Source organism: Jiella marina (genome assembly GCF_024359545.1).
Taxonomy (GTDB): Bacteria; Pseudomonadota; Alphaproteobacteria; order Rhizobiales; family Rhizobiaceae; genus Jiella.
The window spans coordinates 16,757-40,349 of sequence record NZ_JAKQZG010000020.1; the positions used below are offsets into that span (position 1 = coordinate 16,757).

General features: G+C 67.0%; 24 protein-coding genes. 15 read left to right on the plus strand and 9 right to left on the minus strand.

Annotated elements, in window-relative coordinates; genetic code table 11:
- Positions 1–221 precede the first annotated feature (221 nt).
- The 3 genes from rph to hemW are packed head-to-tail and all read left to right on the plus strand — an operon-like array spanning position 222 to position 2,787.
- Positions 222–944, plus strand: a complete 723-nt coding sequence (gene rph, locus MF134_RS22695) for a ribonuclease PH (protein ID WP_255341670.1) — start codon at positions 222–224, stop codon at positions 942–944.
- Positions 944–1,588, plus strand: coding sequence for an RdgB/HAM1 family non-canonical purine NTP pyrophosphatase (gene rdgB, locus MF134_RS22700; RefSeq protein ID WP_255341671.1), 645 nt, complete (start codon positions 944–946; stop codon positions 1,586–1,588). Before rph ends, rdgB begins: the two co-directional genes overlap by 1 nt.
- Complete coding sequence (hemW, locus tag MF134_RS22705) at positions 1,585–2,787, plus strand: radical SAM family heme chaperone HemW (RefSeq protein WP_255341672.1); 1,203 nt, start codon at positions 1,585–1,587, stop codon at positions 2,785–2,787. Before rdgB ends, hemW begins: the two co-directional genes overlap by 4 nt.
- Before the next feature lie 294 nt (positions 2,788–3,081).
- Here hemW and MF134_RS22710 read toward each other — a convergent pair whose 3' ends face one another.
- The 4 genes from MF134_RS22710 to MF134_RS22725 form a co-directional block, all read right to left on the minus strand.
- A complete protein-coding gene (locus MF134_RS22710; RefSeq protein ID WP_255341673.1) occupies positions 3,082–3,303 on the minus strand; it encodes a hypothetical protein in 222 nt (73 codons plus the stop codon).
- Between the two features lie 61 nt (positions 3,304–3,364).
- Positions 3,365–4,234, minus strand: a complete 870-nt coding sequence (locus MF134_RS22715) for a S49 family peptidase (protein WP_255341674.1) — start codon at positions 4,232–4,234, stop codon at positions 3,365–3,367.
- A 99-nt stretch (positions 4,235–4,333) separates the two neighbouring features.
- Entirely contained in the window at positions 4,334–5,167 is an 834-nt protein-coding gene (locus MF134_RS22720; protein WP_255341675.1) for a tRNA1(Val) (adenine(37)-N6)-methyltransferase, read from the minus strand.
- A gap of 13 nt (positions 5,168–5,180) precedes the next feature.
- Positions 5,181–5,408, minus strand: coding sequence for a putative signal transducing protein (locus tag MF134_RS22725; RefSeq protein ID WP_255341676.1), 228 nt, complete (start codon positions 5,406–5,408; stop codon positions 5,181–5,183).
- Between the two features lie 239 nt (positions 5,409–5,647).
- Here MF134_RS22725 and MF134_RS22730 point away from each other — a divergent pair, with 239 nt between their 5' ends.
- The 4 genes from MF134_RS22730 (at position 5,648) to moaB (ending at position 10,193) form a co-directional block, all read left to right on the plus strand.
- Complete coding sequence (locus MF134_RS22730) at positions 5,648–6,667, plus strand: polyprenyl synthetase family protein (RefSeq protein WP_255341677.1); 1,020 nt, start codon at positions 5,648–5,650, stop codon at positions 6,665–6,667.
- Positions 6,668–6,852: 185 nt separating this feature from the next.
- Positions 6,853–8,703 carry a tetratricopeptide repeat protein gene (locus tag MF134_RS22735; protein ID WP_255341678.1) on the plus strand — a complete coding sequence of 617 codons (1,851 nt, stop codon included), beginning with the start codon at positions 6,853–6,855 and terminating at the stop codon, positions 8,701–8,703.
- Positions 8,704–8,733: 30 nt separating this feature from the next.
- A complete protein-coding gene (locus tag MF134_RS22740) occupies positions 8,734–9,648 on the plus strand; it encodes a 4-(cytidine 5'-diphospho)-2-C-methyl-D-erythritol kinase (protein ID WP_255341679.1) in 915 nt (304 codons plus the stop codon).
- Positions 9,645–10,193 (plus strand): molybdenum cofactor biosynthesis protein B, encoded by a 549-nt coding sequence (moaB, locus tag MF134_RS22745; protein WP_255341680.1) that lies wholly within the window; start codon positions 9,645–9,647, stop codon positions 10,191–10,193. The genes MF134_RS22740 and moaB overlap by 4 nt, the downstream gene beginning before the upstream one ends.
- 3 nt (positions 10,194–10,196) lie before the next feature.
- Here moaB and MF134_RS22750 read toward each other — a convergent pair whose 3' ends face one another.
- The 3 genes from MF134_RS22750 to MF134_RS22760 all read right to left on the minus strand — a co-directional run bounded on the left by MF134_RS22750 (position 10,197) and on the right by MF134_RS22760 (position 14,797).
- Complete coding sequence (locus tag MF134_RS22750; RefSeq protein WP_255341681.1) at positions 10,197–12,656, minus strand: peptidoglycan DD-metalloendopeptidase family protein; 2,460 nt, start codon at positions 12,654–12,656, stop codon at positions 10,197–10,199.
- A gap of 113 nt (positions 12,657–12,769) precedes the next feature.
- Positions 12,770–14,179 (minus strand): caspase family protein, encoded by a 1,410-nt coding sequence (locus MF134_RS22755; protein WP_255341682.1) that lies wholly within the window; start codon positions 14,177–14,179, stop codon positions 12,770–12,772.
- A gap of 165 nt (positions 14,180–14,344) precedes the next feature.
- Complete coding sequence (locus tag MF134_RS22760) at positions 14,345–14,797, minus strand: DUF1036 domain-containing protein (protein WP_255341683.1); 453 nt, start codon at positions 14,795–14,797, stop codon at positions 14,345–14,347.
- 154 nt (positions 14,798–14,951) lie between these two features.
- Here MF134_RS22760 and MF134_RS22765 point away from each other — a divergent pair, with 154 nt between their 5' ends.
- From MF134_RS22765 to MF134_RS22790, 6 genes are all read left to right on the plus strand, one after another.
- Positions 14,952–15,527, plus strand: a complete 576-nt coding sequence (locus MF134_RS22765) for a hypothetical protein (protein WP_255341684.1) — start codon at positions 14,952–14,954, stop codon at positions 15,525–15,527.
- Positions 15,528–15,580: 53 nt separating this feature from the next.
- A complete protein-coding gene (locus tag MF134_RS22770; RefSeq protein WP_255341685.1) occupies positions 15,581–16,039 on the plus strand; it encodes a hypothetical protein in 459 nt (152 codons plus the stop codon).
- Positions 16,040–16,078: 39 nt separating this feature from the next.
- Positions 16,079–16,771, plus strand: a complete 693-nt coding sequence (locus MF134_RS22775) for a MotA/TolQ/ExbB proton channel family protein (protein WP_255341686.1) — start codon at positions 16,079–16,081, stop codon at positions 16,769–16,771.
- Positions 16,772–16,774: 3 nt separating this feature from the next.
- The gene (locus MF134_RS22780; protein ID WP_255341687.1) at positions 16,775–17,215 is read left to right on the plus strand and encodes an ExbD/TolR family protein; all 441 of its coding nucleotides are present in this window, start codon (positions 16,775–16,777) and stop codon (positions 17,213–17,215) included.
- Positions 17,212–17,643, plus strand: coding sequence for a biopolymer transporter ExbD (locus MF134_RS22785; protein WP_255341688.1), 432 nt, complete (start codon positions 17,212–17,214; stop codon positions 17,641–17,643). The genes MF134_RS22780 and MF134_RS22785 overlap by 4 nt, the downstream gene beginning before the upstream one ends.
- A 1,415-nt stretch (positions 17,644–19,058) precedes the next feature.
- Positions 19,059–19,748, plus strand: a complete 690-nt coding sequence (locus MF134_RS22790) for a hypothetical protein (protein ID WP_255341689.1) — start codon at positions 19,059–19,061, stop codon at positions 19,746–19,748.
- 25 nt (positions 19,749–19,773) lie between these two features.
- On the opposite strand, the gene MF134_RS22795 is transcribed toward MF134_RS22790, so the two are convergent.
- Together MF134_RS22795 and MF134_RS22800 are read right to left on the minus strand one after the other, a co-directional pair.
- Positions 19,774–20,733, minus strand: a complete 960-nt coding sequence (locus MF134_RS22795; RefSeq protein ID WP_255341690.1) for a hypothetical protein — start codon at positions 20,731–20,733, stop codon at positions 19,774–19,776.
- A gap of 94 nt (positions 20,734–20,827) precedes the next feature.
- Entirely contained in the window at positions 20,828–21,577 is a 750-nt protein-coding gene (locus MF134_RS22800; protein WP_255341691.1) for a hypothetical protein, read from the minus strand.
- 366 nt (positions 21,578–21,943) lie between these two features.
- Between MF134_RS22800 and rpsU the strand changes: the two genes are divergently transcribed.
- A complete protein-coding gene (gene rpsU / locus MF134_RS22805; protein ID WP_255341692.1) occupies positions 21,944–22,171 on the plus strand; it encodes a 30S ribosomal protein S21 in 228 nt (75 codons plus the stop codon).
- A gap of 226 nt (positions 22,172–22,397) precedes the next feature.
- Positions 22,398–23,264, plus strand: coding sequence for a tetratricopeptide repeat protein (locus MF134_RS22810; RefSeq protein WP_255341693.1), 867 nt, complete (start codon positions 22,398–22,400; stop codon positions 23,262–23,264).
- Positions 23,265–23,593: the final 329 nt, after the last annotated feature.

Below are 23,593 nucleotides of genomic sequence, written 5' to 3' on the forward strand. Positions count from 1 at the left end.
ATAGGGATGAGGCGGGGCGGATGAAAGCCGAGGAATGGCAGTTCGCAGATGGCGCTCTCGCCGTCTCCTGAGACAAGGGTTGGCACTCGCCCGCCCCGGCCGCGCCAGTCCAACAAAACCCGTCGCGGGACCCTTTGCGCCGCTCTCGCATTCCGGCTACAAGCCCGGCGCAATAACGCGCTGTTAACCATAAAATTCTAAGCAAAAGCGAGGCATTTGCCATGCGCCCATCCAAACGTCCCAACGACGCCATGCGTGACGTGACCATGGACACCGGCGTCTCCCGCCATGCCGAGGGGTCCTGCCTTGTGCGTTTCGGGCACACGGAAGTCCTGTGCATGGCGAGCCTCGAAGAGCGCGTGCCGCCCTTCCTGAAGAATTCCGGCAAGGGTTGGGTGACGGCGGAATACGGCATGCTGCCGCGCGCGACCGGCGACCGCATGCGCCGCGAGGCGGCGTCGGGCAAGCAGTCCGGCCGCACCCAGGAGATCCAGCGGTTGATCGGGCGGTCACTCCGGGCGATCGTCGATCTTGAGGCGCTCGGCGAGCGCCAGATCACAGTCGATTGCGACGTGCTGCAGGCCGACGGCGGCACGCGCACGGCGGCGATCACCGGCGGTTTCGTGGCCCTTTCGGAGTGTCTCAAATGGATGGAGGACCGCTCCATGGTGAAGCGCCATGACGTGCTCCTCGGCCATGTGGCGGCCGTTTCCTGCGGCATTCACAAGAACGAGCCGATCCTCGATCTCGACTATGCCGAGGATTCGACCGCCGAGACCGACGCCAATTTCGTCATGACCGGCGCCGGCGGCATCGTTGAAATCCAGGGCACGGCGGAAGGCGCGCCGTTTTCCGAGGAAGAGTTCCTGGAGCTGATGAAGCTCGCCCGCAAGGGCATCGGCGAACTGGTCCAGACCCAGCGCCAGGTTCTCGGAGAGCACTGATGCCGCTTCTGAAGCCGGAAGACGGGCCGCTTCTGGTGGCGAGCCACAATCACGGCAAGATCTGGGAAATTCGCGAGTTGATGGAGCCCTTCGGCTTCGAGGTGACCTCGGCCAAGGACAAGGGTCTCGCCGACCCGGAAGAGACCGGCACAACCTACGAGGCGAATGCCGAGATCAAGGCCGTCGCCGCCATGGAGGCGACGGGGCTTGCCTCGCTTTCGGACGATTCCGGCCTGTCGATCGAGGCCCTCAACGGCGATCCCGGCATCTACTCGGCACGTTGGGCCGGACCGGATCGCGACTTCGCCATGGCCATGCGCAATGTCGAGGAAAAGCTGCAGGCCGCCGGCGCGACGACCCCCGACAAGCGCAAGGCGACCTTCGTCGCCGTCCTGTGCCTCGCCCGGCCGGGCCATGAGCCGCTGTTCTTTCGCGGCGAGGTAGAGGGCACCATCGTCTGGCCACCCAAGGGCAACAAGGGCTTCGGCTATGATCCGATCTTCTGGCCCGACGGGCTCGACCGCACCTTCGGCGAGATGATGTCGGCGGAAAAGCACGCCTGGAAGCCGGGGCAGCCGACGGCGCTGTCGCACCGGGCCCGGGCCTTCCAGAAATTCGCCAGAACCGCCTTGGGGGTCGAATGAGCCTCGTCGCTCCCCGCAATGCAAACGATGTCCTGGCGTTTCGCCGGCCGCCCGGCGATCCGGGATTCGGCGTCTACATTCATTGGCCGTTCTGCGCGGCCAAATGCCCCTATTGCGACTTCAACAGCCATGTCCGCCGCCAGCCGGTCGATCAGGCGCGCTATGTCGCCGCCTTCCGACGCGAATTGAAGCTGGCCGCGGAGCGCTCGCGAGGCGAGACCGTCACCTCGATCTTCTTCGGCGGCGGCACGCCGTCGCTGATGGCGCCCGAGACCGTCGGCGCCCTGATGGACGCGGTGGCGGAAAACTGGACGGTGGCCCCGGATGCGGAAGTCACGCTGGAAGCCAACCCTTCCAGCGTCGAGGCCTCGCGCTTCCGCGGCTACCGGGCCGCGGGCGTCAACCGCGTCTCGCTCGGCGTCCAGGCCCTGAACGATCCCGATCTGCGCCGCCTCGGCCGGCTTCACGACGTCGCGGCGGCGCTGGAAGCCATTCGCCTCGCCCGCGAGATCTTCCCGCGCCTCTCCTTCGACCTGATCTACGCAAGGCCGCGGCAGACGGTCGAGGCCTGGGAGGCCGAGCTCAACCAGGCGATCGATCTCGCCGCCGACCATCTGTCGCTCTATCAGCTGACCATCGAGATGGGCACGCCCTTCTTCGATCTTCACAAGGCCGGCAAGCTGAAAGTGCCGGATGGCGAACTTTCCGCCGAACTCTACGAGGCGACGCAGCAGATCACCGCGGCGCGCGGCCTGCCGGCCTACGAGATCTCCAATCACGCCGTCCCCGGCGCGGAATCGCGGCACAATCTCACCTATTGGCGCTATGGCCTTTACGCGGGTGTCGGCCCCGGCGCCCATGGCCGGTTGAACGGCCGCGACGGCACCCGGCACGCCATCGCCAACGAGCCGCTGCCCGAGACCTGGCTCCAGATGGTCGAGGATTGGGATGGCGGCGCCATCACCGACGAGCCGCTGACGCTGGAGGAACAGGCCGACGAACTCCTGCTGATGGGCCTGCGCCTCACCGAAGGGATCGATCTCGCCCGCTGGCGCAAGCTCGCCGGCCGCGACATCGACCGGGCGAGCGAAGCCGACCTCGCTACCCACGGCATGATCGAGCGCCTCGGCCCCGACCGCATCCGGGCGACCCCTGCCGGAATGATGGTGCTCGACGCGGTGGTGGCGGACCTGGCCTGAGACGCCAGGGCTGACAGGAATTCCGCTGATCTGGTCTGAAGGCCTCCGCACTACCTTTTACGGATGCCGCAACGCATCCACTTCGTCATCCTCGACCCGTCAGAGTCGGGGATCCATGCCTCGTCGGTGAGGCTGGCAGTCGGGTGGGGACAGGCCTCCCAATCTCCTGCACCGGATTGGCGGTGGAAGCGAAGAGGCATGGATCCCCGTGCTGGCGCACGAGGATGACTATGCGGAGACGTGATCGCCATGAAATCCAGACGATCCACCGACCAACGGCCAAATTTCACGGGCCTAATGCAGCCTGATTCCCAGATGGCGGGGCAGCCGTTCGGCCGTCGCCCAGTCCGGCCAGCCGACGGTGCGCTCCACGGTGACGATGACGGCAGCAATCGCGATGGCCGAGCCCGCCGCGATCAGCCATCTCTTGGAGGGAGGGCGGCGCACCCACAGGGAGGTCCGCACGAGCAGGTGGAAGAAGAAGTCCATCTCGTGCCCATAGCACGGCGAATGCACCGCCTGTTCCCGAAATCAGCGCAAACCGAGATCGCGACGGCGCAATCACGCAAGGCAACACCTACAGACCGAAACGCGCCCAGAGCGCACGCTCTTCGGCCGCTGAGATCAGGCGCTCGGCAAAGCCCCCGCCGATCGCGGAGAAGTCCATCATGCCTGACGTACTGACGCCGCTCGGCTTGCGGCCGAAGAGGCGGCGGCCGCCCTGGATGAGAACTGGCCGGACATTCTCGCCATAACGCTCGCGCAGGACGCCTCGCAGGTCGCCCAGTGCGTCGACGAGGCCGAGATCGAGGCCGCGCTTGCCGGACCAGAACAGGCCGGAAAACAGCGTCTCGTCATCGACGAGCTTTTCCCCGCGCCGCGATTTGACGAGATCGATGAAGGTATCGTGCACCTCGCGCTGCAGCGTCTTCAGATGTTCGACATCCTCGGGCTTTTCGGGCTGGAAGGGGTCGAGCGTCGACTTGTTGTTGCCGGCCGTGTGCACCCGCCGCTCGATGCCGAGCTTCTTGATCGCCTCGACGAAACCGAACGAGCCGGAGACGACGCCGATCGAGCCGACGATCGAGGACGGATCGGCGATGATCTCGTCGCCGGCGCAGGCGATCATGTAGCCGCCCGAAGCCGCCACATCCTCCACGAAGATCAGGACCTTCTTGTCCTTTTCTTCGGCGAGATCGCGGATCCGCTGGAAGATCAGCCGCGATTGCACGGGCGAGCCGCCCGGCGAGTTGACGACGATCGCGACCGCCGGAGCCCCCTTTTGATCGAAGGCACGGGACAGGAGCGGCGCGGCGCCCGAAAGCGACAGGCCCGGACGCAGCGGCGTGGACGATCCCATGATCGCGCCGGACAGCTTCACGACCGGGATGACCGTGACGTCCTTGCGGAATCGCTTGGGCAGAAGTTTCTTGAGAGGATTGACCACGAAGATGCCTTGAGTTCGTTGCGAGGCGCCGGGAAACGGAAGGCGCCTCCGGCCGACCCCATGTATGATCGGTGGCGGCCTTCGCAAAGCCGTATGCGGTCACGCCCGACGCGAAGGCCTGGAATCGAGAAGTGGGAGCGTGGCGCTGCCGGCGGAAATCTCCTCGGCGAGCGCGGTCTGTGCGCCGTCCGGCGATTGCAGATCGATGCCGGGCAGAAGGCTGAGCGGCGCCTGTGAGCCCCGCCTGCCGGCGATCAATACGCGGCTGGCGGGCGCTCCGTGCCGTGTATGGACGGGCAGGATCCGCACATCGCCGAGCCGGCGCGATATCGCCGCGATCGCTTCGCCGAGAAGGTCGGCGCGACAAATCATCGCCAGCCGGCCCCTGGGGCGCAGGAGTGCGGCGGAAACATCGAGCCAGCGTTCGAGCGAGACGTCTCCCTCGCCGAACAGCGCGGCGTTGCGGCTGGGATCGGCTGGTCGCCGATGGTCTCGAGGATGAAACGGCGGATTGGTGAGAACGAGGTCGATACTCGCGTCGTACAGGCCGGCCGCCTCGCGTTCGTCGCGCTTCGCGCCAATGTCGACTTCGACCACCTGGACGCGGCGACCGATGGCGGCGTTCTCGTGGAGCTCCAGCGATCGATGCGCAAGGCACGCCATCTCCGGCCGGCTTTCCACCAGCATGATTTCGGCATTGGCCGCCCGGCTCGCGGCGGCGAGGCCGACCACGCCCGCCCCGGCTCCGATGTCCGCGATGTGCCCCGTGGTCTCGGTCGGCAAGCAGGCTGCGAGCAACATGGCATCGAGGCCCGAGCGATAGCCCCAGCCGTCCGGCTGCCAAACCGCGAAGCGACCGCCATGAAAGCTGTCCACGCGGGCCGGCCACGGATCGCCCTCCCCGGCTTCCCCGGTCGCTGGGCCAGGCTCCAAGGGGGCAGTCCGTTCAGGAGACTTCGGAGAGTTCATGGCCGAGATCGGCATCGCGCAGGATGCGCCGGGCCTGATCGAAATGGTCGGGATCGACGAGGACCCGCCGTGGCAAGACGCCGATCGAGCCGTCGAGGATGCTCATGTGAACGTCGGCGACGAAATGCGGGATTTCGGCATCATTGAGCAGCGCGTCGACGAAGGAAATGAGAACCGCATCGTTCGATCGCATCAATTCCTTCATTGGCCGACCTCTTCGAATCCCTGTTGCGAGCCTGGCTCGATGCCGGCATCTTCGGCATCATGTCCAGCCTTGTCGAGCGCGTTACGCGGCTCCTCCCGTCGATTCCCGGTACGGTTTGACGCTATCGGCCTTTTTCTTCTCGGCCGCGGCTCCATTTGCGCTCGCAGGCCGATGGTGTTGTGTCCAGCGCGCCGCGGTCCTATTCGACACCCGACACGGCGTCGAATCAACGGAGAGATATGGTGAGTCTGGCCAGTCCCACCCAGAAGCGACAGACACAAGGGTCGATCGATCCGATCCTCGCGCTGACGCGACCCGACATGGAGCGCGTCAACGATCTGATTCTGTCCATGGCGGGCTCCAACGTCACACTCATTCCCGAGATCGCCGAGCATCTGATCTCGTCCGGCGGCAAGCGCCTTCGGCCGATGCTGACAATCGCCTCGGCGCTTGCCCATGGATACGGATCGGGCGACGGCCATGTGAAGCTCGCCGCCAGCGTCGAGTTCATGCACACGGCGACGCTTCTCCATGACGATGTGGTCGACGAAAGCGACATGCGGCGCGGCCGCAAGACCGCCCGCACCATCTGGGGCAACCAGGCGAGCGTTCTCGTCGGCGACTTTCTTCTTGGCCAGGCCTTCCGGACGATGGTCGAGGTCGGTTCGCTGGAAGCGCTGGCGATCCTCTCCGACGCTTCAGCGGTGATCGCCGAGGGCGAGGTGTGGCAACTCGCCGCCGCCAAGAAGATGACTACCAGCGAGGCCGACTATATCGCCGTGGTCGACGCCAAGACCGCCGCTCTGTTCTCGGCCGCCGTCGAAGTCGGCCCTGTCATCGCCGGCAAGGGCGCCGCCGAGCGAACCGCCATGCGCGAATATGGCCGCAATCTCGGTCTCGCCTTCCAGCTCGTCGACGACGTACTCGATTATGGCGGCTCGGCTGCCGATCTCGGCAAGAACACCGGCGACGACTTTCGCGAGGGCAAGATCACCCTGCCGGTGATCCTCGCCTATGCCGCCGGCAGCGAGGAAGAGAAGGCGTTCTGGCGCGAAGCGCTGGAAGACGGCGCCAATGACGACGCGGCCCTTGAACGGGCGACGGCCTTGATCCGGCGGCACGGCGCCCTCGAGGCCACGATCCGGCGGGCGCGGGACTACGGCGCCCGGGCCTATGAGGCCGCCGAGACACTCCCCGACTCCGCCGGCCGCGACGCCATGCTGGGCGTGGTGGATTTCTGTATCGAACGGCTGAGCTGAGTCCCGCGCATCCCACTCCTGACGGTCGCAATCCGGTCAAGGTCTGGTGTAACACGGCGAAGAGACTTGCAAATATCCGGCATTGGCCTCACTTCCGCAGGACCGTGACAAGAGCGGATCCGTTTCGGAGCGCGCCAGTCGCCGCCACACACTGCGCCGGCCATGCCGGAGGGAAAGGATCGACCGTGACGCTTTCGCGCCTTCTGAGAAGCCTGTCGGCCTCCGTCCTCGTCACGACGCTTCTGGCGGGAACGTCTCTCGCCGCCGGCCAGGAGACTGGCCCGGACGCGTCGACGCAGCCCGTGCCGCGGGCCCAGTCGCTCGCCGGGGCCTATCTGGCCGCGAAGGCCGCGCAGGCCAGCGGTGACCTCTCGGTCGCCACGAGCTTCTTCACCCAGGCCCTCTCGATCGATCCCACCTCGGATTTCCTGCAGCAGGACGCCATGTTCGCCTATATCGGCGACGGACGCTTCGAGGACGGCGTCGACATGGCCGCCAAGCTCCGCGACGATCCGGCCGCAGGCAAGGTCGCGCGGATCACGCTCGGCGTCGATGCCCTTCAGAAGGGCGACTTCGATGCCGCGATCGAAGAGTTCGACATCCTCAATCCGAGCGATCTCGACGCGCTGCTTCTGGCGCACCTCACCTCCTGGGCCGAGCTCGGGGCTGGGCGGATCGACGAAGCTCTGTCCCGGATCGACCAGCTCGAAGGCGCCCCCTGGTACACGACCTTTAACTTCTATCAGAAGGGCTTGCTCGCCGACGTGGCGGGACGACCGGGCGTGGCCCGTACGGCCTATGCGGAACTCCTGGCCGATCAGTCCCTCGCCCGAACCTCGCCCGACGCCTTTCTCGGCGCCGCGGAGGCTCTCGCCCGTCTCGAAGCCCGTGAAGGCAACACCGACGCCGCCATCGCGGCCCTCGACGGTGGGCTCGAGATCGCGCCCAATTACACGCCGCTCAGCTTCCTGAAAGCCCGGATCGAGCGCGGCGAGACCATCGAACCTGCCGTTGCCTCGGTTCAGGAAGGCGCGGCGGAAACGCTCTACGTTCTCGGCCAGGCGATCAATCGCGGCGACGGACGGCAGGTGGCGCTCCTCTATTTCCAGCTCGCCCGGGCGCTCGCGCCGCGCAGCCCCGCCCTGTTGACGGCACTCGCCGGAATCGCGGAACAGGCCCAGCAGCTCGATCTCGCCATCTCCTACTATCGCGCCGTGCCGGAGAACTCCGCCTTCCGCCGCACGGCGGAACTGCAGATCGGTCTCGACCTCTGGTACGCCGAGCGCAAGGAGGAGGCGAAGACCCATCTCCAGCGGGCCGTGCGCGACTATCCCGAAGACGTGCAGGCCCATACGGCGCTTGCCGACGTGCTTTCCGCCGACAAGGACTACGCCGGCGCGGCCGAGGCGCTGAATACGGCGATCGCGCTGGCCGAAGAGGACGATTCGGAGAACTGGAACCTCTACTACCAGCGCGGCATCGCCTATGAGCGCCAAAAGATGTGGGAAGAGGCGGAGCCGAACTTCAAGAAGGCGCTGGAGCTCTCCCCCAACCAGCCGCAGGTGTTGAACTATCTGGGCTATTCCTGGGTGGACATGAACCGCAATCTCGACGAAGGCCTCGACATGATCAGGAAGGCCGTCGAGCTGCGGCCCAATGACGGCTACATCATCGACAGCCTGGGCTGGGCCTTCTATCGGCTGGGCCGCTACGAGGAAGCGGTCGAACAGCTCGAGCGTGCCGTACTGATCACGCCGATGGACCCGACCATCAACGACCATCTGGGCGACGCCTATTGGCAGGTCGGCCGCAAGCGTGAGGCGCGGTTCCAGTGGGAGCGCGCTCTTGCCGGCGAGCCGGCCCCGGATGAAGAGACGAAGAAGACGATCCAGGCGAAGCTCGACGACGGCCTCGATGCCGGAGGCACCGGACAGGACCAGGGCGGGGAAACCCCAACCGAGACGCGCGCCGAAGCCGATGCCGTATCGACCCCGCCGGCGCCCGATGCGCAACCGGCGGTGCAGGAAGCCGACTGATCGCTTCGCCCCGGCCCGGAGATCGAAGCGATGGAGGGATTTGAGGGGCCGGCAAAGTCACGTGTTGCGCCGGCCAAGGTCAATCTCGCGCTTCACGTCGTCGGCCGCCGCCCGGACGGCTACCACCTTCTGGAAAGCCTCGTCGCTTTCGATCCGGCCAGTGGCGACAGGGTCGAAGTCTCGCTGGGCGGAGAAGACACGGATGATCGGCTAACGGTCGACGGCCCCTTTGCCGCGCAAGTCCCCTCTGGCGCCAGCAACATAATCCTTCAGGCGACGAGCCTCGCTCGCGAAGTCTTCGCCGAAAGCGGCGCCCAGCTGCCGCCGCTGGCCATTCATCTGACCAAGAACCTCCCCGTCGCGGCAGGGATCGGTGGCGGCTCGGCCGACGCCGCGGCCCTGTTGGCACTGCTGCTCGACGGCCAGTCGCCCGAGCTTCAGACCACGATCGAGGACCGGTCGATCGCGCTGGGTGCGGACGTGCCGATGTGCCTGAAGGGGCTTCCGGCGCGCGTTTCCGGCATCGGCGAAACGATCGAGCCGATCGCCGCCCTGCCCGATCCCGCCATGCTTCTCGTCAATCCCGGCATCGCCGTCTCGACGCCGGACGTCTTTCGTCTGCTGGCGGCACGGGACAATCCGCCCCTCCCGCCCCTACCGGCCTCGGGCTTTGCCGATCTGGATACGCTCGTGAACTGGCTGGGCGACACGCGCAACGACCTCGCCTTGCCGGCCGCTTCGATCGCGCCGGAAATCGGCGAGGCGCGTCGGGCGCTTCTTGATGCCGGCGCCGTCTTTGCCCGGATGTCGGGTTCGGGCGCCACGGTCTATGGCCTCTTCGCGAGCCCTGAGGAGCGCGAGGCCGCTCACCGCCGCATCGCGGCGGAACAGCCGGGCTGGTGGGTCTCCGGAGCGGGCGATGACACAGAAAGGACGATCGCGTGAGCCAGACCGAACGCAGCTTCATCCCGCTTTCGATCGCAGTCCTGACGGTGTCCGACACCCGCAGCATCGAAGAGGATCGCTCCGGCGCGACGCTGGAAGAGAGATTGCGCGGGGACGGTCATCGCCTGGCAGACCGCAAAATCGTTACCGACGATGTCGAAAAGATCCGCGAGACCGTGACGAGCTGGTGCCAGGACCCGGCGATCGACGTGGTGGTGACGACGGGCGGCACGGGTTTCACCGGCCGCGACGTCACGCCGGAGGCGCTGGAACCCCAGTTCGAAAAGCGCATGGACGGGTTTTCGGCGATCTTTCACCGGGTCTCGTTCGAGACGATCGGGGTCTCGACCATCCAGTCGCGAGCGACCGGCGGCGTGATCGCCGCGACCTTCGTCTTCGTGCTGCCCGGTTCGCCCGGCGCCTGCCGCGACGCCTGGGATCACATCCTCAGCCCGCAACTCGACTACCGGCACAAGCCCTGCAATTTCGTCGAGATCATGCCCCGGCTCGACGAACATCTGAGGCGCCAGGGCCGCAGCGCCTGACCTCTATCCGGGCGAGATGCCTCTCTCCTCGAGAAGGGCGAGCAGCGCCTTCTTGTAGGCCAGGAAGGCGGGATCGGGCCCGGGCCGGATCATCGGCCTGGGCGGTTGATAGGCCGGGCTTTGGGTCGCCTTGCGCTTGGCCGTCGCCCGGCGGCTGCGGCTCATCTTGCGTTCGGCCCATTCGACCACATAGCGAACGCTCTTGCCGGCGAGGAATGGATTCGCGCTGATCACACCGGCCCCGACCACATCCACGAGCGGCCGGTCGGGATCGGCCGACAGCACGGTCGAAGCGCCTTCCATGCCGAGGAAATGGGCGAGATAGAGCCGCCCGGCGGTGATCTTGTGGTCCCGGCGGACGAGATAGGCCTCGCCCTCCCGGGCGAGATTGCGCACCATCTCGCGCGAGAGCGTCGGGTCGTATCTCAGATCGAGCAGTTCCGCGCGCGACAGCGAAGTCGCGAGGTCCGGCCGGTAGGTGCGCATCATCCGAAGCCAGGTGGACGAAATGAACTGACCGAGGCCGGTCGCGCTGGAGCGGCTGTTCTTGGCCCGCGGATTGCCGGCGCTCTCGACCCGGATGATCCAGCCGACGAGCTGGTCGACGGCTCCATGGCCCGTAGCAGCGCTCGGCACGGCTTCGGCTGCGGTCTTCGGACCGCGCCCGGCAAGCCGCGTCGCATCCTCGGCCAGCGGATCGGTGGCCTTGCCGTCGACGAAGAGCTCGAAGTGCAGATGCGGACCGGTGGAGAGACCTGTCGTCCCGACATAGCCGACCACTTCGCCCGCGCGAACCGGCCGTCCCGGCCGCGCGGCAGGGGCGAAGCGGCTCAAATGGGCGTAGTGGGTCACGCGGCCGCCGCCATGGTCGATCTTGAGAAAATTGCCGTAGCCCTTGCCGTCGCCGGCATAGCTCACGGTCCCGTCGAAGGCGGCCAGGACCGGCGTGCCGGTGGGGGCCGCCCAGTCGACGCCCTTGTGAATGCGCACCGTCTTGAGAATCGGATGCTTTCGCGGCCCGAAGGTGGATGTCAGTACACCCTTGACCGGGACCGTCATGCCGCCCGGCCCCGGCCTGGGCGTCGAACCGGCTTGTGCGGCCGCCGCGGGCGAAGTGCCGTCATGGCAGTTCGGCGTTTCTGCCGGCGGGCCGAAGACGAAGCAGGCGATCGGCTCGTCGCGCCCCTGAATCGCGACGTAGCGCACGCGTCCCGTCGCCGGCTCCTCCTCTCCCGCCGCGTCATAGATCAGCACCAGGCGGTCCTTCGCCGTCGCGATCGCATCGAGATCGTTGCCGCGCGACAGGAGCATGATCGCCTCGCCCACAACGGCCATGGGCACACCATTGCGAATGCCCGTGGAATAGACCGCATCGAGCAGCCGGTATTGCCGGCCTTCACCGCCGGACTGCGCGGCGAGACCGACGAGGTCGCGATCGGCGAAGGGATCGGCGCCAGCCACGAAGTCATCCCCCGCATCGCGGGCGAGCGTGCCGACATAGCTCTGCCCGCGATGCAGCGACAATTGCGCGACCGTCGGCCGGGCGTCCCGCCGGTCGCGATGGCCACGCACGCCGACCACCATGCCGGCTTCGAGCTTCGTCACGTCGAGAATGCGTTCGACCGCGACGGCGGCTGTCTCGGCGTCGTCCCGGTCGAATCCGTGCTCGACCAGGAGGCGATCCAGCGCCGCCGGTGCCAGAACGCGGATGAAAACATCTCTGAACGGAGCGAAACGCTCGGCCTCCGGCCGCATCACCACCCGGCTCGTCGTGTTTTCGATCCGCGTCCGGGCGAACTCCGGCAGAGCGGCCTCGCCCGCATCGATCGTCTCGCCCCAGCCGGCCGCCTCCGCATCCTCGATTTCGGCGGCGGCTTCCGGAACCTCCGCCAAGCCATCTCCCGCCTCGAACCCGTCGACCGGCGGCGCGAGGTCGCCGGGTGCGAGGGCGTCTCCGCGTTGCGACTGGAAGAAGGCGAAATCGGCCTGGCTCGACGGCAGACGGGCCATGAAGCTTTCGCTGGCGGAAACCATCCGGTCGGCCAACAACACCAGGCGATCGGCAGGCAATGTCGCTTCGAGACCGTCGGGCCGCGCCACCTCCTGGAGTCGGGAGCCCGGTTCGCCTGTCCCGCCCAACGTCACCAGCAGGGGATCGCCGGGCAGGTCGAGCATCATCGGCCTTGCCGCACCTGGTTCCGCCAGGCTGGTCTCGACCTCGGCCACCGTCGCCGCGTCTTCGGCGACCGGCGTCAGCTCGTAATCGAGGGGAATGGCCTCTTCGGCGAGGTCAATCCACCAGACCGCCGACACAGCCAGGAAGCAAAGCCCGAGCCCTGCAAGAACTGCCGCGACGATCCTGCGGCGGGCGCGTCGTCTGGCGCGGCGGTCCCCGATCTCGGTGCGCTGACGGCGAAAGCTGGGATCGATCCCGTGAGAGGCTTCCGATGGTCGAACCGACATGCGGCTAGCCTCATGACCCTCCGGCGGGCGATCGCATGGCCACCCGCGTCATGGCCGTCGTTCCGACCTGACCGCGAAGCGCAGTGGCGCGTCTTCTTGCCGGTCGCCGCCCATCAGCGGAAAGCGCCACGATTCAGCCTGCTGCGCTGGATCTTCATGCCGCCCCCGGAGGATCGCGGGGCGGGATTCTGCGCGACACGCGGTGTCGGGGCGCGCTTGACCACCTTTTTCCGTGCATTGCTGCGCCTGGTGGTCACCGTCTTCTTGCGCGGAGGCGTGACCTTGGCCTTCACCCGCGACCGAGTACTGGCGGCCGGCTCGTTCGGCGGGGGGCTGGCGACGACCGTCTTGCAGACCTCGACATTCTTCTCACGGAACCGGTCGAGCAGTGCGATGTCGGGCTCCAGTTCCGCGCCTTTCACGCCCGTCTCGTTGAAATACTCCTCAAGCGCGCGCCGCGACATCGGTCCCCAATCATTGTCGATCCGTCCGCGATAGCAACCGAGCCGCTTCAGCTCCGTCTGAAGCTGCGCGGCGAGATCGTCCGGCTCGGGCAGAGGCACGGGCGTGTCCTCCGATCTTTCCAGAGGAAGCGCCGGAAGGCCGCCGCCGGGAGGCAGGCCGCGGATCTCGACACTGGGCTCCAGGGAAGCGGTCTGAACGCCGCCAGAGGCGAGGCTCGGCGCAAAGGGACTGAACCCGATCGCCGGACCGCCCGGCGAAGGCGCCGCGAAGCGGAACTTCTCACTGATCAGCGTGTCGTAGCCCTGGGTCATCTGCAGGCCGCCGGTGCGTTGCAGAACGTCTCGTCGGACCCGGCGCAGCACGCCGCTCAGATCGGCGTCCGGCATCGTCATCGCCTCGGCAAGGCTCTCGGCGAACGGGCCATGGTCGCCGCCCCCGTCATAGGTGACCTCGCCCTCGACCGTCGCATAGGCCACATAGACATTGCCGACATCGCGCCCGAGCGTCGGAGTGCCCAGTCGCGCATTGCCACCGGCCGCGCGAAAACTCTCGGGCAGCGGATCGTTCCGGCATGAATCCAGGAAGACGATCGTCGGCCGCCTCACATCGGCGAGCCGCGTGAGGATCCCGGTCAGTTCGACCGTTCCCCCAAGCGCCGTATCCTTGGTGTCGAGCCGTGCATCGACCGGGACAAGGTGGTTCTGTCCTTCGAACTGGAAGCCATGGCCGGCGAAATAGAGGAGCGCCGCCTCGGCCGTCTCCGCCTTCCGTTCAAACTCGGCGATCGTTTGCTCGAAGGCCCTCTTCGACAAGTTGCGGCGAAACGCGACATCGAAGCCGAGGGTCTCCAGCCGGCCGGCGATCAGCCGCGCATCGGCGACCGCATTGTCCAGCTGATCCACATGGGCGTAGGCGTCATTGCCGATGACCAGCGCGACGCGCCGCCCTTCTGCCATCGCCGGCGTGGTCAACCCCGCCGCGATGACCAGCAGCGCCATCGCTGCGACCAGCCGGCCGAGGCATCGTTCGGGCTCGCTTCGCCGAGAGAACAGTCGCAAGGCGCAACTCCTTGCCGGGAACATCGGTCGTCGCGCCCAAAGGGACGCTGCACGGAGCCATGAGCATAACCGATTTCGCCGGAGCCATCTACCCCGGGTTGGTTTTATGAGGGTGAATGCACTCTATAAGAGTATTCGACCGTCTCGCTGCCCGTTCTGGCACCGTCAAGGACGCGGCGCGATGAACAGGGTCCAGCGGGCCACCGCCTGGGTGTCCACTTCCAGAAACCGGGCGGGGCGGTAACCGCGCGCCAGGCAGGAATCGATGCCGGAGACGGTGAAGGATTTCTCGCCCACGCACATCTCGGTCGAGCCGTAGAGAACCGGCCGACCGAACACGTCGCCCGCATGGACGTAGACGTAGCGGGTCGTCAGCTCCTCGCGGATCACCGTCGCGCATCGATTGGCGCCGACGATCCACCAGCCCTCGGTCTCGAACGTGCCGCCCGCATCCCGGCCGATCGCGACGTTGACCACGTCGAGCGACTGGTTGCAGACGACGAACTGCGCCGCCGCTGGTCGGGGCGAGAGAACGACGACGGCGGCGAGGAGACCGCTGGCTGGAAAGAGGATTGCGCACAGCAACCGGACCAGGAGGGTCGGTCTCAGACAAATCAACGCCGCTTGCCGGCGTGGCCTGCCGGCCAGTCGGAGCACACACGCAACAGCTTGGTCCGCAATCATGGAGATACACTATACCTATGCGCGATAAAGTGATACGAATAACTATCATTGGTTGATTTCATGATCGATAGGGACCCGCGCGAACGCCATGCAGAGCCTTCTTTTTTCCGGTGCCCTTGTGTGTCTGACCGCGACTTTGGGTGCCGTCCTCGTTGCCCATGGCGAACCTGCCGCTCCTCTTTCGGCCGAAGTGGAGACGGTGGAACTGCGGGCCTCCCAGCCGGTGATCGAGCAATCCGGCAGGAGTCCGTCGGCAGATGAGGAAGACGCGGCAGGCCCGGTTCTGGCCTTTGCCACGGTCGAGGCCGGCGACGGATTCCGGCTGACGCGTGGGATCACCCGAGGAAGCGAAGATGCCGCTCTCGCCGGCAGCGAACAGCACCCCTTGAACGCCGCCCACTCCGATCCGTCGATTGCCGAAGAGCCCCGCGCGGCGATCGTGCCGATCCCCACGCCCCGCCCCGCTCGGATGGTCTCGCGGGTCGAGAAGGCGCAACCCGTCGAGGTCGAACGACGCGTCTCCGACCCGGCCGCGAAACAGAAACAGCGCTGGACGCGCCGCACCCGCTCGGTGGAACGGACGTTGCGGACGGCGGAAAGCCTGCCCCGGCAGGAACGGCGGGAGCGCCTGCGGCGCTATTGGGTCACCGGCGGATTCCGGTAAAGCCCGCGCCGATGTTTGTCATGTCCTCCCGGTCCGGCCGCCGATCACGGCCGATGATGATCGCCGTCGCCGCTCTGGCGCTCGGGTGCATGGCCCCGCCCGCCAGCAGTCAGCCGGCCGCGGACGAAACGACCGGCAAGATCGATGCCGGGCCCCTCGATCTCGAACTCAACAATGCAGTAGACGCCGAAGGCGCCTGCCGGCTCTCTTATGTTGCGGTGAACCGCACCGGCGAGCCGCTGGAGAAGATCTCCTACGATGTCGTGGTGTTCGACAAGGATCAGCGGGTCTCGCGCTTTCTTGTGCTGCAATTCGGACGACTCGCGGCCGGCAAGACCAAGGTCGTCCAGTTCGATCTCGCCGACCAGCCCTGCACCGGCATTTCCCGCATCCTCGTCAATGACGTCGCGGAGTGCGACGGGCCGCAGGGCAGCCTCGCACGAGACACGGTGCCGCTCTGCCTGGAACGGCTCGAACCGAGATCGCGCACCGACATCACCTTCGACACCTGAGTGGATGGCACCGTTCGAGACGATGAGTGACGGCCGGCCATGTGGGATCTGATCGACGCGCAACTGAGTTCGAGCGGCGGGCCGGTGCTTGTCGTGCTAGCCTTCTTCTCCGTCGCGGGCCTGACGCTGACGCTGTTCAAACTGATCGAATTCTTCGATCACGGCGTCGGACGATCGGACGAAGCGCAGGAACTCCTCGACAGGCCTCGGCCCCGGCGCGATCCCATCGCGGAGAGGGTCGAGCCGCGCAGTCTGCGCGCCCGGGTCGTTGTCGCAGCGCTCACCTCGCTCGATGCCCGGCAGCCCGGCGATCGCGAGGCCCGCGCCCGGGCCGCGGCCGAGCAGGTCGCGATCATCGGGCTCGCCCGGCTCTCACGGCATCTGCGCCTTCTCGACGCGATCGTGCAGGCGGCCCCTATGCTCGGCCTTCTCGGCACGGTGATCGGGATGATCGACGTGTTCTTCCGCATGTCCGGGGCCGACGGTGCGATCGATCCGGCGCTTCTGTCCGGCGGCATCTTCGAGGCGCTCGTCACCACGGCAGCCGGCCTCGTGGTGGCGCTGCCCTTCTTCTTCGCCTCGGTCTGGCTCGAAGGGCGGCTCGACACCGAGGCGATGGCGATCGAGGCGCTGATCCTGGCGGCCATGCATGGGGCAGTTCAGCAATCGACGGCCTTCGCGCCGGAGCACTCCGACACCGCGCCGGCGCCTGTTCCCGCAAGGCCCGGCTGAGTCATGGCTGCCCAGGCCGGCACGCTGAGGGCCAGAAAGCCCGCTCGGCGCTTTCTCCTGACGCCGCTGGTCGACGTCATTTTCCTGCTCGTCATCTTTTTCGCCATGTCCTCCCGGATCGCGCCCTTCGTGACCCTTCCGATCGCCACCGGCGGGGCGGAACCCGCGCAGGCTGCACCGCGCGGGGCCGCAAAGCCGGCCGAAACGCTGATCCTGTCGCGGGGTCATGTCCGCACCGGGGGCAAGACGCTGACATTTGAGGAGTTTCCCGCCGCCGCCCGGGCCATGCGCGCAGCCGGCATCGACGGCGTCACCCTCCTGCCGTCCCGATCGGCGACGACCCAGGACGTCGTCGACGCGCTGCAGGCGCTCGACCGGGCCGAAATCGCGACGGTGCGGCTGCTGTCGCCTGTCGTGGCCTCAGATGAAGGGCTCGGACAATGATCCGCGGCGGCCGCAGCTTGCGACCGTCAAGGCGCGGGGCGCCCCCCGACCCGGCGATCGCGACGATCAACATCGTGTTTCTGCTTCTGCTTTTCTTCGTGCTCGCCGGCACGGTCGTGGCGCCGGAGGAGACGCGCGTCGACCCGGCCGTCGCCTCCGACCTTCCCGGCGGGCGGCTGCCCCGGCCGCTCATCGTGCTCGGCCGGACAGGCGACATCTTTCTCGACGGCCAACCGGTCGCCCGCACCGATCTCGCCCAGGCCATTGCTGGCCTCTCCGGAGGCGATCCCAACCGGCCCCCGAAGGTTCACATCATCGCGGCACACGACCTTGCGGCCGAAACGCTGGTCACCACGGTCCAGGCCGTTGCTGCCGCCGGCGCCGAAGTCCTGCTTGTCGCGATCAATCGTGGCGGGCGTGCGCCATGACAGAAAGGACGCGGCTTTGGATGTCGGCTATCGCCGGATCGCTCGCTATTCACGCGGGGCTCTTCTTCGTCATGGTGACATTCGTCGCGCCCCCGGAAGGCCCGCGAGAGACCGACACGCGGATCGTGCTGGAAACCGGCGTCACGATCGAAGCGCCGCCTCTCGGCCCGAACGGCAAGGTGGCGCCGCGGCGCGCCGGCGAACCGCTCGCCCGCCCTGCGGCAGACGTGGTCAAACCAAACTGGCCCGAGACGCCTGTGCCACGCCAACAGGTTGCTGTCCCAGCTAGATTAGCCGATCACACCGGGGTCGCAGAGACAGGAAACTCGTCGGTGCCCGTCTCCCGTCGCGATGCCGGAGCGGTTGCGAGCGCCCCCACAGCCGAGAGGCTCCTTCCCGCCGAACCGTCGACCATCACGGCGCCCACCCCGCCGGCACTGGAACAGCCTCCGGAACCGCAAGTCATCCGAACGGTCGTCGCGGAAATGCCAGTCTCGCCAGTCGTCACCGATCACTCATCGACCACGAGCCCTGCCACGGCACCGAGCCCAACCGGAGAATTGGCCGATCGAGTGATTCCGCAGCGTCTTTCGGCGGCTGAGGTGCCCGAGGTCGCAATCTCGGCCTCGTCCGCTGACAGTCCGGTCGCCCCAACCCGGCCAGAACGAGGAAGCGAGGTAGAGACCTGGGTCGCCCGCCAAGCGCTCGGCCGGCGGGATGCAGCGCAGCCCGTCACCGCGAGAGCCGTCGTTCCTGCCCCGCCGGGTCCTCCGGCGCCTCAATCTCCCGAAACGAGAACGTCAGCCACCGCCCCCGACAGCCCTCGGCCTGCGGCTGCGAACGCCGTGAGCCCGACCCGAGCCCCCGCAACTGCAACCGGAGAAGCCGCTACGCCGGTTGCGCCGGGTCGTTCCGCCGGTGTCGAGCCGGGCGCTTCGCCGCGACCTGCCGAATCCCCCTCCGCCTTGGTCGTGCAGGGCGTCGCCGAACGAGAGCGGCCAAACCAGACCACCGCCTTGCCAGCCCTTCAAAGCGCGCCGACGGAACCCGCTTCGGCAACCGTCGGAAAGGCAATCGTAGCGCTGCCGCAAGACGCTCTTCCGGTGGCGCCCGATTCCCCAAGCCCCCTTGCGGACAGCAGTCCGGATCGATCCATCGAACCCGCCACAAGCTCGCCCCGGGCGAAGTTCGCGGCGGAAGCCTCCCCTGCGATCGCGCCGACCGATCCGGAAAGCGTTCCTCTTCAGGCCGGCAGCATCCGGAATGCGGCGATCTCCCCTCGTCCGGCCTCCCCACCACAAGCCCCTATCGGCGTTGCGCCGCGCCCAGCGCCGCAAGCCTCCAGTTTCGACCCGTTGCCCGAGGCCGATGGCACGGAGATCGCCTCCCGAGGGCCGTCGGTCCGGCAGCAACCTGTGAGGGTCGATCCCGAGACATCGATCGTCGGCCGAGAGCCCAGCCAACCGGGCGAATCCCTTGCCCGGCTGATTTCCGACTATGACGGCGGCGGCTGCTTTGCCGCGCTTTCCACCGCCGAGGCGGATTCCGGTCGCATGCGGATCACGGCGCTTGCCGCAAGCGATGGGAGGCTCACGGATTTCGCCGATCACCTGCGGCTGCCCGCGGACCAAGCATCGCCCGACACACCCCGCCTCTCGGCGGAACGGGTCGGCGAGGCCCAGTGCCGGGTCCTGTCGTTTCTCGCCAATGCGCCCGGCTATCCGGCCTATAGCCTCCGGCTTCGCCTCGCGCGTCGACTGGTGGAAAGCGGCACGCATCTCCTCGGACGTGTCGAGGGAATTGCGACGGGCGACACGCTCGATGTTCTGCTCGTCGACGACGAAGGCCTCGTGCAGTCGATTTCGGCCTTCATCGAGCGGTCCGGCGAAAAGGCTCAGTTTGCGGTGCCCGTCACCGTCTCCGGTGAGACGGTGGAGACCGCGCAGATCGTTCTGGCGCTGGCGCTGCCCGATCCGCTCATCCATGGCAATCTGGCCGAAGGCATGCCGGCGGAACGCTTCTTCGCCGCCCTGGCAGAAGCCCAGGCCGCCAGCGGCATCGAAGCCGAGTTCGCTCTCGACTATTTCATCCTGCAGGCGCGGTGACGGGCTTCGCCCGGCAACCCGCCCGTCAGACGGACCGGCGCGACGACGAGCCAGCCGGCGGCAGGGTCGTAGGCCGTCCGAACAGCCCGCCCGCGGCCGCGACGGCAAAGCCGAGCAGCATGGCCACGAACGCCCCGAAGGCGGCACCGGAAAGGGTGCCCGCAGCGGTCTCAGCCGTCTCCCGTCTCTCGGCCATCGCCGCCTGATAGCGCTCCTGGAACCGCGAAAAGCGCCGCTCGGCTTCGTTGCGCGGCACGCCAGCCGCCGCGGCGATGGATGCCACCGCTGTCGCGCGGGCCGCGTCATCGGCGTCGGACCCAAGGGCCGCCTCGACATCGGCGAGTGCGGCCGCGCGGTTGCCTGTCGCGACGGGTGCGGCGGCCGTGGTCACGGCATCGTCTGCCGCCTCTTCGCCCTCCGCACCACCGGATTCTGCGGCAGCGGGCGCGGCGGCTGGAGCGGGAGCCGCCGCAAACAGCATTTCCACGTCCCGCTGCAGGCCCTGTGGCAGGCCTTCCTCCGATTGCGGCGCCAGGACCTCCGCAGCGCGCGCCAGATCGTCGATCGACTGGCCAAGGACGCCGAAGGCCCCGCCCACCAGGCTCGAAGCACCGCTCGCCAGGAGGTAGACCGCAAAGAGTCCGGCCACGGCCCAGGTCACGACGCCGTGGAGCATGCCGTCGATCTTGTCGGGAATGCCGGCAAAGCGCGCTGCCGCATAGGCCCCGGCAAACACGCCGATCAAGACGACGAGCAGGGCCCAGATTCCGGCGACGGAGAGAAGGCTCGCTCCCCCGGAGGAACTGGCGGTGACCGCCTCGACGCCCGTCAGTCCGATGCCAAGCCCCAGAAGGCCCAGCATGAACTGGATCATCAGCGCCAGGACGGCGCCTGCAATGATCGCCCCCCAGGAAATGCGGCGAAGCGTTGCGCCGGCTTTGCCGCCGCGATCGCGACCATGTTCGCTCGTGCGAAGGTCACTCATGCGAAACTCCCTGTTACAAACGGCGTGTTCCCGCCCGTCTCCGCCGACGACGCATGCGGCACTTGGAATGCAGTCGTTGCACCGGGCATCTCCCCTACCGCCTTTCCGCAAGGGCGATCGGCGCGGGGGCTCGGCCGGCCAGACTTCCGCCCAGCGCCGCCAACAGCCCGCAGGCGAGCGCCGCAAAACTCATGAAGGCGCCCCGTGCCAGGCCACCCACCTCGACATCGGCCAGACGTCGCGCCCGCCGCAGCGCCCGGTCGTTCGCCTGCTGCCATTCGGTGAGGCGCCGTGCCGCGACCTCTTCGGTCAGGCCGCTCGCGTTCGCCAGTTCGGCGACAGCGCGCGCGCGCTCCTCGCGGCTTGCCGTTTCGCCGACGCCCCGCAGGATCGCCGCCACGGCCACTTCGCTCGCCGCCGACTCGGCCAAGCCGATGATTTCAGCCTCGATCTCCGGCAGAATGCCGCTCTCTCCCGGGAGCTCCGTCGCCTGTTCTCCGCTGTGTCGAACCTCGGACATGGCCACCAGGGCATTGTCCACGGCGCGGAAGCCCTCGCGGGCGAGCGCCGAACCATTCTGCGTCAGAAGAAAGAGGACGGTGACGACGACGCTCGAGAAGGTGATGATGCCACACAGGAGCGCATCCTTCCGCCCTTGCGCCCCCGCGAACCGGGCGGCGGCAAAGCTGCCGCAGCCGAGGCCCGCCAGAACCGCCATCAGGGCCCAAAGGCCCGAGGTCGAGAGCAAGGGCAGGACGGACGAGGTCTCCTCCCCCGCGGGCCTCGCCGTCACGTCCAGACCGAGTCCCAGCAAGGACAGCATGAATTCGACCACGAGCGTCAAGAGGACACCGGCCAGGATCGCTTCCCAAGGGATTTCGCGCGGCGATCTCGGCGCCGCGTTCCGGCGATATCGCCCGGCGGTCGACAGGGAGCGTTCCCTCGACCTGGTCTTCCGCTCTCTGGTCCTCAATTCGCGCAAAGGCGCCTCGTCGCTCCAACTCAACCCGGCTTGCCTAGCGGCAGTTCGGTCGAAAGGCCAGAGCGCCGTCGTCGTAGAGCGAAAGAATTGCGTGAATCGAGCCGGAGATATCTCGACAAAAACCGCGCCATCTGCTAACGGGGCGCGATCTTGCGGAGGCTGATGCTCCGCGAGGAGTATACGGCTGTAAACTTCACGCTCTTCGAAGCTTAGGAAACGGAACACCCCGTGCAGATACTTGTCCGCGACAACAATGTGGATCAGGCGCTTCGGGCGCTCAAGAAGAAGATGCAGCGCGAGGGCATCTTCCGCGAAATGAAGATGCGCAATTTTTACGAAAAGCCGTCCGAGAAGCGTGCGCGCGAAAAGGCCGAGGCGGTTCGCCGGGCTCGCAAACTCGCCCGCAAGCGCGCTCAGCGTGAGGGCCTGGCTGCCGGCGGCCGGGCGGCTCACTGAGTCTGTCGCCACCGCCCGGATCAGGGCAAGGCGGTGTCGAGCCGCGTGCTTTCGAGACGTTCGCGACCCGGCGGGCGATCAGGATTGGACAATCGATGAAGCGGCTGCCCGTGACGGCATGCCGCTTTTTGCTTTGCGAAGCGGGCCGTTTCACATTGTGGCCGTTTGTGCGACATAGGCATTCACCCTGATCCACCACAGCAAAGCCGGACGATCCCCCATTATCATGCCGATCTGCGATCGCACCTCACGCTCCGACCTCGTTTCCAGCCGCCGCGGCAATCTGCGCACCGCAGCATTGCTCGCTGCCGCGCTTCTTGCGATTTCAGGCTGCCAGAGCACTGATATCGCGGCAATCCAGGCGATCGACATCGATCAGAACCAGGGATCCGAGCAGAACATCGCCTCGCTGACCCAGACGGTGAACGCCAACCCGTCGGATCCGGAAGCCTACAATGTTCGCGGCACGGCCTATGGCCGCGCCGGCCAGTACGAGGAAGCGATCGCCGACTTCAATCGCGCGCTCCAACTCGATCCGAACTTCTACCAGGCCTATGCCAACCGGGCCCTGGTCTATCGGCAGATCAACCAGCCCGCCAAGGCCGTGGCCGACTATACCAAGGCGCTCGGGATCAATCCGCGCTACGATTCGGCCTATATCGGTCGCGGCAACGTCTATCGCGTCGCCGGACGCAATCGCGAGGCGCTGGTCGATTACCAGCGGGCGATTGACCTGAATACGTCGGATCCGCGCGCCTTTCACAATCGCGGGCTGCTCTATCAGCTCGACGGCCAGCACAAGCAGGCGATCGAGGATTTCTCAACAGCGATCTCGCTGCAGTCGACGGCGCCCGAGCCCTATTCCGGCCGCGGCGTCTCCTATCTCGCGCTTGGCGACGAGGAGAACGCCTTTACCGATTTCAACATGGCGCTGAAGCTCGACGAGGGAAAAGCCGAGTACTGGGTGAACCAGGCGATCGTCTACGAGCGCCGCGGCGATCCGAAGCGTGCTTTCCGCTCCTACGCCCGTGCCGCCCAGCTCGACCCGAATTACCAGCCCGCCAAGGACGGCATGGCCCGCACGCGGGGGTGAGTTGCTGCGGCCTTCAAAGGGTCATATGCGCCCGGTCCGACGCTTCGCGTCCCTCGCACGGGGACGAGAGGACACGAATCTTCGCAGGATCGCTTCGCAGATACCTGGCGGCGGACTATGGTGGCGTCAAAAAAACCAAATAATTCAGGAATTAACCTCTATGCGCCGTCATCCTCGGGCCTGTCCCGAGGATCTACCGAGAGACGTTCGTAGGGCTGTCCCTGTGCGGAAGGACATTCGGCGACGATTTTGACGCGGCACCGACAGTAGATCCTCGGGACAAGCCCACTGCTGTCCGGTTTAATTTTGTGGACGTGGCGCATGACATT

What these genes read in the sequence shown, in the direction of transcription:
- MF134_RS22770 (WP_255341685.1), top strand. Translation starts at nt 15,581, where the DNA reads ATGATGATCGCCGTCGCCGCTCTGGCGCTCGGGTGCATGGCCCCGCCC.
- MF134_RS22740 (WP_255341679.1), top strand. Translation starts at nt 8,734, where the DNA reads ATGGAGGGATTTGAGGGGCCGGCAAAGTCACGTGTTGCGCCGGCCAAG.
- MF134_RS22775 (WP_255341686.1), top strand. Translation starts at nt 16,079, where the DNA reads ATGTGGGATCTGATCGACGCGCAACTGAGTTCGAGCGGCGGGCCGGTG.
- MF134_RS22785 (WP_255341688.1), top strand. Translation starts at nt 17,212, where the DNA reads ATGATCCGCGGCGGCCGCAGCTTGCGACCGTCAAGGCGCGGGGCGCCC.
- rdgB (WP_255341671.1), top strand. Translation starts at nt 944, where the DNA reads ATGCCGCTTCTGAAGCCGGAAGACGGGCCGCTTCTGGTGGCGAGCCAC.
- MF134_RS22780 (WP_255341687.1), top strand. Translation starts at nt 16,775, where the DNA reads ATGGCTGCCCAGGCCGGCACGCTGAGGGCCAGAAAGCCCGCTCGGCGC.
- rph (WP_255341670.1), top strand. Translation starts at nt 222, where the DNA reads ATGCGCCCATCCAAACGTCCCAACGACGCCATGCGTGACGTGACCATG.
- MF134_RS22730 (WP_255341677.1), top strand. Translation starts at nt 5,648, where the DNA reads ATGGTGAGTCTGGCCAGTCCCACCCAGAAGCGACAGACACAAGGGTCG.
- MF134_RS22725 (WP_255341676.1), bottom strand. Translation starts at nt 5,408, where the DNA reads ATGAAGGAATTGATGCGATCGAACGATGCGGTTCTCATTTCCTTCGTC.
- hemW (WP_255341672.1), top strand. Translation starts at nt 1,585, where the DNA reads ATGAGCCTCGTCGCTCCCCGCAATGCAAACGATGTCCTGGCGTTTCGC.
- MF134_RS22750 (WP_255341681.1), bottom strand. Translation starts at nt 12,656, where the DNA reads ATGTCGGTTCGACCATCGGAAGCCTCTCACGGGATCGATCCCAGCTTT.
- MF134_RS22765 (WP_255341684.1), top strand. Translation starts at nt 14,952, where the DNA reads ATGCAGAGCCTTCTTTTTTCCGGTGCCCTTGTGTGTCTGACCGCGACT.
- MF134_RS22810 (WP_255341693.1), top strand. Translation starts at nt 22,398, where the DNA reads ATGCCGATCTGCGATCGCACCTCACGCTCCGACCTCGTTTCCAGCCGC.
- MF134_RS22795 (WP_255341690.1), bottom strand. Translation starts at nt 20,733, where the DNA reads ATGAGTGACCTTCGCACGAGCGAACATGGTCGCGATCGCGGCGGCAAA.